This is a genomic window from Terriglobia bacterium (assembly GCA_020073185.1).
Classification (GTDB): domain Bacteria; phylum Acidobacteriota; class Terriglobia; order Terriglobales; family Acidobacteriaceae; genus JAIQGF01.
In genome coordinates, this window is record JAIQFT010000047.1 from 21,287 (window position 1) to 32,846 (window position 11,560).

Genomic DNA, 11,560 nt, shown 5'->3' on the forward strand with positions numbered 1-11,560 from the left:
CATCGCTATTCTTGGGCCGCCTTGCGCATTTTCGCCTACCGTACGACGATCACTTCGCGCACGTTATCCCGGGCGAGAAAGAACTTCAGCGAGGCAAATTCGCGGAACAGATTCTCGATGTGGCGGTTATTGAACACGCGCTGCAGCCGGAATCTCGCTGATCCACTGCCTGCCGTCGGTTGCAGTTGCAACGTGTCGTTGCCGGTGATGTGATAGCGATAATGCGGTGCGTCCGGTCCGGCGTCGCGGGTATGGAAGTAGGCCAGCAGGATGCCGCCCGGCTTGAGCAGCGCGCACAGGCGTTCCACCACCGGCTTCACCAGCGCCTCCGGCAGGTAGTCGGCCACGTCCCAGCACAATACCGCGTCGAACACCTGACCCTGGTAGGCAAGGCTTTCGCGCAGGAAGCGCGCCGCGTCAATGATCTTCTTGCCGTCGGGTCCGGGCACCAGCAACTGCGAATCGTGCGCCGCCTCCAGCAGATCCTCGGTGCAGACTTTGTGCCCCATGCCGGTCAGGCGCGAGATGTTCGCCGCCGAAGTGCTTCCCAAGTCGAGGATGCACAGCCCTTCCTTCCCGGAAATTGACTTGGAGAATTCGTTGAGCCCGCTGGAGCGCCGGCTGATCCGCGACGCCGACGGTGGGGCGCTGGTTTCGCTCTGGGCGGCACTTCCGCGGAACAGCTTGAAAAGATTGTGCGTCACCGAACCCATGCCATCACGTCTTGGGGATGAAGCTCATTCTGCTCCGGCGCCGGCAAAAGCGCAACGCGCCGCCGACGGTTACCTCTTTGGCTCCAGCAACGACGGTTGCGCCGCACTGGAAGATAAGGTACTCGACACACCGGCTGCCGCGGCAACCGGCTTCGCCGCAGGCTTCGCTTCCGCCTTCTCCTCCCGCTGGATGTCGATCGTACCCTTGAAAAACGCGCCGTCCTCCACGATCACCCGCTGGGTTACGATATTGCCCACGTGGATCGCCGACTTTTTCAGCTCCACTCGGTCGGCATTGACGTTCCCGTCTACCTTGCCGTGGACCACGACATCGCGGGCCCGGATATGTGCGCGCACCCTGCCGTGTGGCCCGACCGTTAGGTTGTGTCCACGCAGCTCCACGCTGCCCTCGACCTCGCCGTCCAGGTACAGGTCTTCGCTGCCTGACAACTCGCCCTTCACCAGGACGGACTTGCCGATGTGCGCAACTTCGGAACGGAATTCGTTAGCGGATTTTGGCGTTTCCACAGCACGGACCTCCTTGGGGATAAGAGAGCTGGCTGGCATCGAGGGAACTATTTCATCGTCTTTGCGTGCTTTCCACATGCAACCTCCCGCTGTGTTACTGAGACCGGGGTCACCGACGAGCGCCAAGACCACCGGCACTGCAGAGTTCACGGGCGCAGGCGAGGAGACCGCAGAAGCTTCTGCTGACTATATCCAACCGCGTCACGGGCGGCAATCCGGTTCTTACCCACCGTTGGTCGCGATGCGGACGCCCTACAACGCTGCCTTGCGGTTGGGGGATGTTGTCCCTCTTGCCCGCAACCGCCAACCTGAAAAACACCGGCGCCGGCATGGCTCCGGGGTGGCGCCGACGGGTAATTCGTTAGTATACACACTGTCCTTACCTTAATGGGCCGTGACCATCCATCTTGAGCAACGGAGACCCTCTTTTGCTCGTCTACAATAAGAGGAACAGCATTCCAGGGGTCTGATGCTGACACTAACGAGAAGAGCGGCGTTCGGATTCAAAATCGCCGGCATCGTGTTGCTGGCGGCGTGTGCGGGGGCGTCACAGGCCCCGCCCAAGTCCGATCTGCCCGCCAATCCGGCCGACCTGGTCCGCCAAGCCGTCAACAACGAGTTGAAGGCCGACGCCGACAATACCCACTACACTTTCCGGCTTACCAAGAAACTGCCCGACCGCACTGAAACCCGCGAGATGATCGAAACCGACCACGGGGTCATTGGCCGTCTGCTTCTGCTCAACGGCAAGCCGCTCAGCCCCGCCGACCGTGAGAAAGAAGATAAGCGCTTGCAGCGCCTGCTCACCGACCCGCAGCAGCTCGCGCAAAAACAAAGGAGCCAGAAGGACGATGACCGCCGCACCCGCAACATGGTCGCCGCCCTGCCCGACGCCTTCCTTTACGAATACGCCGGCGCCGAGTACCAGGAGCCTTGGGGCGAGTTGGTCACGCTGAAATTCAGGTCCAACCCCGACTTCGACCCGCCGCACCGCGAGACCATGGTCTACAGGGGCATGGAAGGCGCCATGGCGATCGCCGTACCCGCCTATCGCATCGCCAAAATCGAAGCCAGGCTGGTTAAGGACGTCAATTTCGGCTGGGGCATCCTCGGCCACCTCGATCAGGGCGGACACTTCGCCTTCGAACAGAAGCCGGTTGAGTCCAATCCCACGCACTGGGAACCCGCGCACATGCTCTTGAACTTCACCGGCAAGGCGCTGATATTCAAGACCATTAAGATCAACGACGACGAAACCACCTCCGACTACCGGCCTGTCCCCGACATGACCGTCGCCCAGGCGGTGGAACTGCTCAAAAAGCGCGATGGCGAAGTCGCCCAGAACAACGGCAACGGAACGAAGTAGTTTCAGTCTCAGTTTCGTAACGGGCGGAGCGCGTTCGCCCTCTCACGCACGCCACCGACAACCGATTACCGGCAACCGATAACCTCTCTCCTCACCGTCAACTTCTCAATCAACTCATCGCGCACGCGGTATCCGGTGCCCGCCGCCTCCGGCACGTTGATCATTCCCTCGCGCGTGACCTCCACCTCCGGCTCGATAATGTCCTCTTTCCAATAGCGCTTCGAGGCCGACACGTCCCCCGGCAGCCGGAAATTTTCCAGGGTCGAGAGCGCGATGTTGTGCGCCCGCCCGATGCCCGTCTCCAGCATCCCGCCGCACCACACCGGCACGTCATGCGCGCGGCAGAGGTCGTGCACGCGCACCGCCTCGCTAAATCCGCCCACGCGTCCCACTTTGATGTTCACGATCCGGCACGCCCCCAGGTGCAGCGCCGCCTCCGCATCGCGCGCGTGTCGGATGGACTCATCCAGGCAAATCGCGGTCTTGATCTGCTTCTGCAGCCGCGCGTGAAAAAAGAAGTCGTCGTTCCACAGCGGCTGCTCCATCATCAGCAGCCCGAATTCGTCGAAACGCTGGAGGTGCTCGACATCGTCCATGCGGTACGCCGAGTTGGCGTCGCAACTCAGCAAGATGTCCGGCCAGCGCGCGCGAATCCGCTCCAGCACCTTGAGGTCCCATCCCGGCTTGACCTTGACCTTGATCCGCCGATACCCCGCCGCCAGCTCCGTCTCGATCTTCTCCAGCAACTGCTCGACGGAATCCTGAATGCCGATTGACACCCCGCACTCGATCTGCCGCCGCGTTCCACCCAGCAATTTCCATAGCGGGACATTTTTCTCCACCGCTTCGGCCGCCCACAGCGCATTCTCGATCGCGGCCTTCGCCATGCGATGGCCTTTGACCTGCGCCAGCAGTGCCGGGCATTCCTGCGCGGTCGCAAATTCCCGACCCAGCACCTGCGGCGCCAGGAACTTCGCCAACGTCACCCACGCTGAATCCACCCACTCGCTGCTGTAAAACGGATTCTCCCCCGCGACGCACTCGCCCCAGGCATTCAGCCCGTCGCCGTGCAGTGTGACCAGTAGAATGGCGCGCTCGGTGGTCCGCCCAAAGCTGGTCTCAAAAAAATGTACCAGCGGCATCCGAATCTCGCGCAGCGTGATAGCTTCAATCCTCATTCGTATCTTGGCATCATTTGCGAAAGTTAAATGGGTGTCATCCCGAGCGCAGCGAGGAACCTGGTGTTGTGCATGCTGCAGCCTTGCCGCACAATCTCACTGGCAACTGGCCACTAGCCACTCCCATAACCCCACTCCTCGTCCCACTTCCCCAGCCGGAAGCTTCCGTTCCCATCCTGATCCCGCCTGAACCCCAGCGCCGCCAAGCCGCGCGAAAACGCCCCGACCAGCAGCTCCCGGTTACGCTCTTGCACCGCCGCCGCCCGTCCACGGTCCGCCTCCGACGACTTCCAGTCGTTGATCTCCGCCGGCACAGTCACTGTCTCCTTCACGGCAAACTCAGGCAGCCCGCCGCTTCCCAGTGCCTCCTCCACCCGCTTCGACCGCAGCCACCACTCCGCCACCAGCCGGTCGGTCGGCAAGCCGCCGTGCAGCGGCGACGCCGTCGTCCCGTACTGGTTGATGTTGTACCGCCGCGCAATCGCCCCCAGCCGCTCCAGGTTGAGGTGCGCGTTCTTGATCTCCAGCGGATCAAACGTCCACTCGATCAGCTCGAACCCGCGCGCCAGCGCATCTTCGCGCTGCAACAGCTTGATTCGCCTCCCCACGCCGCTGTTGCGATGTCCCAGCCGCACCGCCAGCATGTGCGAGTGCAAGTACGCGTGCCCGCCGCGCACACCGGGAATGGCCAGTGCGAACCCCACCAGTTCGTTGCCGTCAAACGCTCCCAGCACCTGGCCGCCGATTTTCCGCGCCACGATGAATAGCCGCAGCGGGATCAGGTCGGCGTCGGTAAATCCCCACACTTCCTTTTGCAATTCGACGCAGGCCAGCAGTTCACCCTCCGTCTCGCACGGCCGTACGACCGCACGCTGCGCTACGTCCGCTCCTGCTGTTTCGACTCCTGCCATAGCGACTCCATCTCCTGCAGCGTGGCCTCCGGCAGCTTCTTGCCGCGCTCGCGCATGCGCTCCTCCATCCACTGGAAGCGCCGACGGAATTTGCGGTTCGTCTTTCGCAGCGCCGACTCCGGATCGAGCGACAGATAGCGCGCGATGTTTACTAGCACAAAGAACAGGTCTCCGACTTCGTCTTCCAGCCGCGCCCGCAATTCCTCCGCGATGTGCAACCCGCTCGCGCCCGCGACTCCCCGCTGCGGCGGACGCGGCCCCGGCGCCGGATAGTCCTTCAATTGCTCGCGCAGCTCTTCCGTCTCCTCGTGCAGCTTGTCGAACAGCCCGCCAATCTCCGGCCACTCGAATCCGACGTGCGCCGCCCGCGAGCTCAGCTTGAACGCCTCCAGCAGCGACGGCACGCCCGACGACACGCCCGCCAGCACCGAATCTTTTTTCTCCTCCTTGGCCTTCTCCGGTTGCCCCACCCTTGTCGCTCCCGGTGGAGCCTGCCCCGAAGCGTTGTTAGGGGGAGCGGCAGGGTGGGTTTTTTCCAGACGCTTCTTCTTCTCCTCCGCCTTCAACGCCTCCCAGTTGCGCAGCACGTCGCCCGCGGTCTCCGCCTTCACGTCGCCGAAAACATGCGGATGCCGGTCCACCAGTTTGTTCGACAGCCGGTCGAGCACCTGGTCAATCGAGAAGCGCCCTTCCTCTTGCGACATCTCCGCGTAGAACAGCACCTGCAGCAGCAGGTCGCCCAACTCGCCCTCGAGCTCGTCCCAGTCGCGATTATCAATCGCCTCCAGGACCTCGTAGGTCTCCTCCAGCGTGAAAGGTTTTATGGAATCGAAGGTCTGCTCGCGGTCCCACGGACATCCGCCCGGGGCTCGCAGCCGCGCCATGATCTGCACCGCGCGCTCAAATCGTTCGCCAGTAGTCGCCATCGCTCCTAATCTAAACGACGCCTGCATCGAGCGCCACATTGTCTGATCGGGCGATCGGATAGTCCTTTGCTTCGTGACACAAAGGCAAACCGGTCGCTCGCGAAATGCGTGGTACAGGTACTCGCGTGGAGCAAGGCTTCAGCCCTAGTGGAATGAGGGAAAAAATATCTGGGCCTTAGCCCCCGAGTAAGCGGCCAAGCAAGGGCATCAGTCTGGCAGGGCGCACCACGAATGTACGTTGCTTGCGCCGGAGGCCGGTGGCGCTGTGATGTGCCACTCCTTGTCTCTGGCATTCCACCATCCGATTCCGTACGAGATATTTCCGCCGTCATCGGTCATCCTCAAGGCAACAACCTGGCCGTCAAAGGGGTAGCTAATTCCCAAATTTGTCCATTTCATAGCTGAACTATATCTCATGCGTTTGCATTTTTTTCTACCATCGTGGCCGCGCACGGGGCAAAATGGTCAGCAAAGCTAGCGTAAAGGTGTTCAAAATGCGCCAGTCCCAATTTCTGGGTTGCGTGGTTCTCCTGTTTTCCTTGTCGGTCACCGGCCAGTCTGCACCTAAGCAGTCCTCGTCGAAAAAGCCCAATTCGGCGCAGCAGACGAATGTTCCCAAGACGCTACCTGCGGACTCCGCGGGCTTCGACGATCCGACCCCTGCTCCGCCTGTATCCAGGAAGGCGAAGCCCATTTTTATCCGCCGGACTTTCGGCCCGGAAGACTGCGCAGATAGGGTCAGCGTTGCGGCAGCGACATTGACTCGCATACGTAAGCAGCGGCGTGAATTGTTGCTTTCAATGTCGGAATCATCCCTAGACGAACTGGCCGCTGCCCTTCGGGTATTCGAGGCCAGTACACAGAAGGATGTTTCTCTCACGCAGCTTGAGGACTGGCACGAAGTGGCGAAGCGGTGCTATGGCAGCGCTCTGGACGACTTCCGAGGCAGCAATCAGGGGAGGATAGATGCTCCTGTTCGCGTTCTCCTGCTGGTTGAGGAAGAGAAGTCGACACGTACGCAATTGACGATGGAAAGCAATCAGATCGCAGGTAAGAACGAGACGGACCGGCGGGAAGCTTTGTACATCACGCTCGTGGACAAGTACAACGCACTGGTGCGCGATTACAACTCGATGTTACAGAGCGCCCAGCAGTACTACGTTCTCGATATGCAGTTCCACTCTCTGGTGCAGTCGTACTTTTCAAGGCCCGTCGTTGTCCCGACGTTCCCCATCCTTCCACCTCCTCAGCAGAGCATCTACTGTTCGAGCAATAGTTGGCCTGGCGGGATGACGTTCACGACCTGCCATTAGTCACGAAGTTGGTCGCCATCACCCGTCCTAGCCTGAGTTTGGCTTGGCGGGTTTGAGCATTTGCGCTGGTGCCCCACATTTGCCCGCCATTGGCAGACTGGGATAAGCAAAACTCACCCGCCCTCACAACTCGAAACTCGCAACTCGGTACAATCCGCACACTGCGTTTCGCTCCGCTCCACTGCAAAATGCAGCGGTCCGCCCCACCATTCCAATCTCGAAGCGACCTAACTCCTTATTCCTCAATCGCCCCTCCCCCATCGCGCTTGTGCCCTCAGCGTGCACTTACTCAGGATGAAGTTGTCGGAAAAGGAGACCGTATGTCGATCCTGTTTGTGCTGCTGACCTTCCTGCTCATCATGTCGATCACGTACTTCTTGCGCCGCGAGCAGCCCGCGGCCGCGGTGCAGCCCCGGGTTTATACCCAGCCGCCGGCGCCCAGCATGATGCACGATCAGGGTTTCGACGTGCCCAAGGGCTACTGCTTCCACCCCGGCCACACCTGGGTGCTGGATGAGGGCCGCCAGAACGCGCGCATCGGGGTAGACAGCCTCGGCGCCCATCTGCTCGGCAAAATCGATCGCGTCGAAGTCGTCGGGCTCAACCGCTGGGTCCGCCAAGGGCAGAAGCTCTGCACCATCACCCGCGACGGCCTCAGCGTGGATCTGCTCTCGCCCATCGAAGGCGTGGTCGTTTCCGTCAACCAGGACGCTGTCAAAGACCCCAACGTCATTCTCAATGACCCGTACAAGGCCGGCTGGATCTGCGTCGTCAAGTCGCCGGAGATCACCACCAACCTCAACAACCTGCTGCAGGGAGCCCTGGTCGGCTCGTGGATGCAGAACTCGGTCCGCCGCCTGTCCACCATGACTTCCAGGCTCGGCGTCGCCGCCGCTGCCGATGGCGGACTTCCCGTCTCCGGCCTGCTGGCGCAGTTGGAGCCCGGCGCGCAGCGCACCATGATTCGCGAGTTTTTCTTGACCTAGTGGGACCGATAGGAATTCAGGCCCTGATGTCGTACTGCCTGGGAGGCTAGAGATGAGCAAGCAATCCAAAGCGCTGTTGATTGATATCACCAAATGCATCGGCTGCCAACAGTGCTCCGTCGCCTGCAAAGCGGGACACCAGCAGCCGGGCGATCCCGAGCCGACGCTCTCCGCCACCGCCTTTACGGCGATCGAGCCGCGCGGCGAGAAGTTTGTCCGCCGCATGTGCATGCACTGCGAAGATCCGTCTTGCGCCAGCGTCTGCCCGGTCGGTGCCATCGTCAAGACCGCTCAGGGCGCCGTACGCTACGACGGCCACAAGTGCATCGGCTGCCGCTACTGCATGATCGCCTGCCCCTTCAGCGTGCCCAAGTACGAGTGGAGCAAGCTGGCGCCCTACGTCACCAAGTGCGACATGTGCGCCGAGCGCGTCCTGGCCGGCAAGCAGACCTTGTGTGCGGAAGCCTGCCCCACCGGCGCCACCACCTTCGGCAATCGCGAAGACCTGCTGATGGAAGCGCACAAGCGCATCGTCGAGAACCCCGGCACTTACGTGGCGCGCATCTACGGCGAGAAGGAAGTCGGCGGCACTTCCGTCTTCTATATCTCCGACGTGCCCTTCGAGCAGCTCGGATTCATCGAGCCGCCCATGAACCAGCCCATGCCGACGCTCTCGGCCGCCGCGCTGGGTGAAGTGCCGACCGTGGTCACCATCGGCGGATCGCTGCTTGCCGGCCTCTATTGGTTCACCCAGCGCCGCCGTGAAGTCGCCCTGGCGCGAGTGGCCGAGCAGGACGAAAAGGAAAGGAACTGAGCCATGTCGCAGATCATGAAAAAAATCACTTTGTGGCGTGCCATTTCGGCGGTCATTTTTGCCGCCGGACTCTGGGCCACCTACCTCCGGTTCTTCGCCGGATGGCGCGCGGCCACCAATCTTTCTGACGGCCAACCCTGGGGCATCTGGGTGGGCGTCGCCACTCTCTGCGGCGTGGGCCTTTCCGCCGGCGGCTTTGCCATTGCCGGCGCCGTCTACCTGCTCGGGATGGAGCGCTACCACGCCATCTCCCGCGCCTCGGTCATGATCGCCTTCCTCGGCTACCTCTCCGTGGTTGCCGGATATGCCTGGGAGCTCGGACTACCATGGAATTTCTGGCACCCGCTGGTCATGTGGAACCGTAAGTCGGTGCTCTTCGAAGTCGTCTGGTGCATCATGCTCTACACCACCGTGCTCGCGCTGGAGTTCTCGCCTGCGCTGCTGGAGAAGATTCCTCATCAGCGCATCCGCGAGTTCCTGCTCGAGTGGCAACATCGCGTGCTCATTGGCTTGGTGCTGATCGGCGTTCTGCTCTCTTCCTTGCACCAGTCGTTCCTCGGCGGCTTGTTCATCATCTTCAAGGGCAAGGTATATCCGCTCTGGTACAGCAATTATCAGACGACGCTGTTTTACCTCTCGGCGATCCCTGCCGGATTTGCCATGGTCATTATTGCCCTCTATCTCTGCCACCGTTCGCTGGGCGTGAAACTTGACTTAGGCATCCTCAAGGATTTCAGCCGGGTCATCACTCCCCTGCTGGTGATCTTCGGCTTGTTCCGTTTCGCCGACCTCGTCCGCCAGGGCGCCGGCCATTACTTCTTCCTGCCGCGCTCCGAAACCTTTTACTTCTGGCTGGAGATGGCGCTCTTCATCGTCGTACCCGTGGTGCTGTTCAACCTGAGGAAGGTGCGCGAGACGCCCATCGGCCTCTACTGGGCCAGCGCAATTACCGTGATGGGCTTCATCGCCCATCGCATCAACGTCTCCATCACCGCGCTGGAGCGCGCCACCGGCACCCACTACGTTCCCAAGTGGTCGGAGCTGGCAGTAACCGTCATGCTGGTCGCCGCCGCAGTCATCGCCTTCCGCTGGGCGGTTCTGCACCTGAAGATTTTCCCGCGCGTCGAACCGCGCACCCGCTGGCTGGCCGAACCGGCCGATGCGGATTAACCATCGCCGGCTCCCGGGACGTGGACCTAGGCAGCACGTCCCGCGCGAGCCGGCAGCCTCCGGGCGGCGCCGCTTCGCAGGGGGGAACCGGCTCCGCCCGGAGCGTTATGAATTGCGAAAAGCCCCGTAGGGACGGCACGAAAATGGCCCGGTACTGCAGCGCCGGGAAAGATCCAGGAGGTCATCATGAACCCCGCCGACCTTCTCCCTCCCGAACTCATGGAAGAGGATCCCTTCCTTGACTCCATCGCGCAACTGGAAGAAGCCGCGCGCGCCCTCGACCTGGAAGACTGGATCGTGCAGCGCCTCAAACACTCCGAGCGCGAAATCACCGTCAATCTGCCCTTGTTGCGCGACTCCGGCGACGCCGCCATCTCCACCGGCATTCGTGTCCAACATTTTCACGGACGCGCCGGCTGCCTTGGCCCTGTGCTGCTGGCCCCCGACGCGCATATCGCCCAACTCCGCCCCCTCGCCCAGCACCTCACGCTGCAATGCGCGCTTTTCGATCTGACGCTGGGCGGCAGCGCCGGCGCCATCGTCTGCGATCCCGCGCAACTCTCCGAGCGCGAACTTCGCCACCTGGTTCGCGATTACCTCGCCGCCCTCGATATCCGCGCCGACATCTTCGCGCCCACCGAGTTCGCCGCTGCCTGGACTAGCCGCCATATTGCTCCAGCCGCCGTGGTCGGCAAGCCCGCCGTTCTCGGCGGACTGCCCGATCCCGCCGCCGCCATCGCCGCCGGATGGTTCACTCTCATCTCTGAAGCCTTCACCGCGCAACCAACCCCAGCCACCAGCCATCAGCCACCCAGATCCGCGCTTGACAGCCACCGCATTTCCCTGCAGGGATTCGGCCCGGCGGCCGCTGCACTTGCGCGCCTGTTGCATGACGCCGGCGCCCGCATTGTCGCTGTCGCCGACAAGTCCGGCGGGCTGTTTGCCGACCGCGGTCTCGACCTGGCCGCCATCTCCGCCCACGTCGCCAAGCAGGGCATGGTCTACGGCTTCGACGGCGCCGAGCCTGTGCGTAACTCCGACGTTCTCGAATCCGCCTGCGACCTGCTCATCACCGCCGCTGCCGAGCGCCAGCTCAATGCGCAGAACGCCTCGCGGGTTCGCGCCCCGCTCATCCTCGAAGCGGTTCACAACGCCGTCACACCCGCCGCCAGGTGCACTCTGACCTCGCGCGGCATTACCGTCATCCCCGATCTGCTCGGCGCTGCCCCCCGGACCCTCGCCTGGTTCGCCGAGTGGCAACACGCCATCCACTGCTCCGGCCCCGAGCAGGCGAACATCGAATCTGCCATCTGCCAAAAGTTGAGCGCCGTTTTCCAGCGCGCCCGCAGCGCGGCGCTCGCCCACAACGCCGATCTGGCCCAAGCCTGCCTGCTGCTCGCGCTGGACAAGCTTGGCACCAACTTGCGCCTCACCGAATAGGTTTCCTAATTTGGGTTTCCCGTTGTGGTATTGCGGCCGCGCCGTTTCTGTTTGCTATCTGCGCCGCTGCGCGCAGACTAGAGCGGATTCATGGTTGCTGTACCCTGTAGCCGCAGTGGCGGAACCAAGCGACAGCGTTGTCGGCAGTAATCGACGAGATCGCTTCCGCAGCGGCCTGTTCCAGGGCTTCCGCAAGTCGTGCTTTGGCACTGCGG

The 11,560-nt window shown here is 62.2% G+C and carries 11 protein-coding genes; 6 read left to right on the forward strand and 5 right to left on the reverse strand.

All coding sequences use genetic code 11. The features are described from left to right. Positions 1–35: 35 nt before the first annotated feature. Positions 36–713: a class I SAM-dependent methyltransferase gene (locus LAN64_15590; protein ID MBZ5569260.1), complete on the reverse strand. Its 678-nt coding sequence runs from the start codon at positions 711–713 to the stop codon at positions 36–38. 69 nt (positions 714–782) lie between these two features. Further along, positions 783–1,319: a polymer-forming cytoskeletal protein gene (locus LAN64_15595; GenBank protein ID MBZ5569261.1), complete on the reverse strand. Its 537-nt coding sequence runs from the start codon at positions 1,317–1,319 to the stop codon at positions 783–785. A 391-nt stretch (positions 1,320–1,710) separates the two neighbouring features. Here LAN64_15595 and LAN64_15600 point away from each other — a divergent pair, with 391 nt between their 5' ends. Then, positions 1,711–2,607, forward strand: coding sequence for a hypothetical protein (locus tag LAN64_15600; protein MBZ5569262.1), 897 nt, complete (start codon positions 1,711–1,713; stop codon positions 2,605–2,607). A 65-nt stretch (positions 2,608–2,672) separates the two neighbouring features. On the opposite strand, the gene menC is transcribed toward LAN64_15600, so the two are convergent. From menC to mazG, 3 genes are all read right to left on the reverse strand, one after another. After that, the gene (menC, locus tag LAN64_15605; GenBank protein MBZ5569263.1) at positions 2,673–3,785 is read right to left on the reverse strand and encodes an o-succinylbenzoate synthase; all 1,113 of its coding nucleotides are present in this window, start codon (positions 3,783–3,785) and stop codon (positions 2,673–2,675) included. A gap of 113 nt (positions 3,786–3,898) precedes the next feature. Then, on the reverse strand, positions 3,899–4,621 hold the full coding sequence (locus LAN64_15610; protein ID MBZ5569264.1) for a GNAT family N-acetyltransferase: 723 nt from the start codon (positions 4,619–4,621) through the stop codon (positions 3,899–3,901). A 41-nt stretch (positions 4,622–4,662) separates the two neighbouring features. Next, entirely contained in the window at positions 4,663–5,649 is a 987-nt protein-coding gene (mazG, locus tag LAN64_15615; GenBank protein MBZ5569265.1) for a nucleoside triphosphate pyrophosphohydrolase, read from the reverse strand. A gap of 467 nt (positions 5,650–6,116) precedes the next feature. Here mazG and LAN64_15620 point away from each other — a divergent pair, with 467 nt between their 5' ends. The 5 genes from LAN64_15620 (at position 6,117) to LAN64_15640 (ending at position 11,345) form a co-directional block, all read left to right on the forward strand. Then, on the forward strand, positions 6,117–6,935 hold the full coding sequence (locus LAN64_15620) for a hypothetical protein (protein ID MBZ5569266.1): 819 nt from the start codon (positions 6,117–6,119) through the stop codon (positions 6,933–6,935). A gap of 320 nt (positions 6,936–7,255) precedes the next feature. Next, positions 7,256–7,921, forward strand: a complete 666-nt coding sequence (locus LAN64_15625; GenBank protein MBZ5569267.1) for a glycine cleavage system protein H — start codon at positions 7,256–7,258, stop codon at positions 7,919–7,921. Positions 7,922–7,973: 52 nt separating this feature from the next. Continuing rightward, a complete protein-coding gene (locus tag LAN64_15630) occupies positions 7,974–8,735 on the forward strand; it encodes a 4Fe-4S dicluster domain-containing protein (GenBank protein ID MBZ5569268.1) in 762 nt (253 codons plus the stop codon). A 15-nt stretch (positions 8,736–8,750) separates the two neighbouring features. After that, positions 8,751–9,905 (forward strand): Ni/Fe-hydrogenase cytochrome b subunit, encoded by a 1,155-nt coding sequence (locus LAN64_15635; protein MBZ5569269.1) that lies wholly within the window; start codon positions 8,751–8,753, stop codon positions 9,903–9,905. Between the two features lie 186 nt (positions 9,906–10,091). After that, positions 10,092–11,345 (forward strand): hypothetical protein, encoded by a 1,254-nt coding sequence (locus LAN64_15640; protein MBZ5569270.1) that lies wholly within the window; start codon positions 10,092–10,094, stop codon positions 11,343–11,345. The last annotated feature ends 215 nt before the right edge of the window (positions 11,346–11,560 follow it).

Excerpts from the sequence above, each read along its gene's own strand:
- LAN64_15600 (MBZ5569262.1), top strand. The coding sequence starts at position 1,711 with ATGCTGACACTAACGAGAAGAGCGGCGTTCGGATTCAAAATCGCCGGC.
- LAN64_15590 (MBZ5569260.1), bottom strand. The coding sequence starts at position 713 with ATGGGTTCGGTGACGCACAATCTTTTCAAGCTGTTCCGCGGAAGTGCC.
- menC (MBZ5569263.1), bottom strand. The coding sequence starts at position 3,785 with ATGAGGATTGAAGCTATCACGCTGCGCGAGATTCGGATGCCGCTGGTA.
- LAN64_15620 (MBZ5569266.1), top strand. The coding sequence starts at position 6,117 with ATGCGCCAGTCCCAATTTCTGGGTTGCGTGGTTCTCCTGTTTTCCTTG.
- LAN64_15635 (MBZ5569269.1), top strand. The coding sequence starts at position 8,751 with ATGAAAAAAATCACTTTGTGGCGTGCCATTTCGGCGGTCATTTTTGCC.
- mazG (MBZ5569265.1), bottom strand. The coding sequence starts at position 5,649 with ATGCAGGCGTCGTTTAGATTAGGAGCGATGGCGACTACTGGCGAACGA.
- LAN64_15595 (MBZ5569261.1), bottom strand. The coding sequence starts at position 1,319 with ATGTGGAAAGCACGCAAAGACGATGAAATAGTTCCCTCGATGCCAGCC.
- LAN64_15625 (MBZ5569267.1), top strand. The coding sequence starts at position 7,256 with ATGTCGATCCTGTTTGTGCTGCTGACCTTCCTGCTCATCATGTCGATC.
- LAN64_15640 (MBZ5569270.1), top strand. The coding sequence starts at position 10,092 with ATGAACCCCGCCGACCTTCTCCCTCCCGAACTCATGGAAGAGGATCCC.
- LAN64_15630 (MBZ5569268.1), top strand. The coding sequence starts at position 7,974 with ATGAGCAAGCAATCCAAAGCGCTGTTGATTGATATCACCAAATGCATC.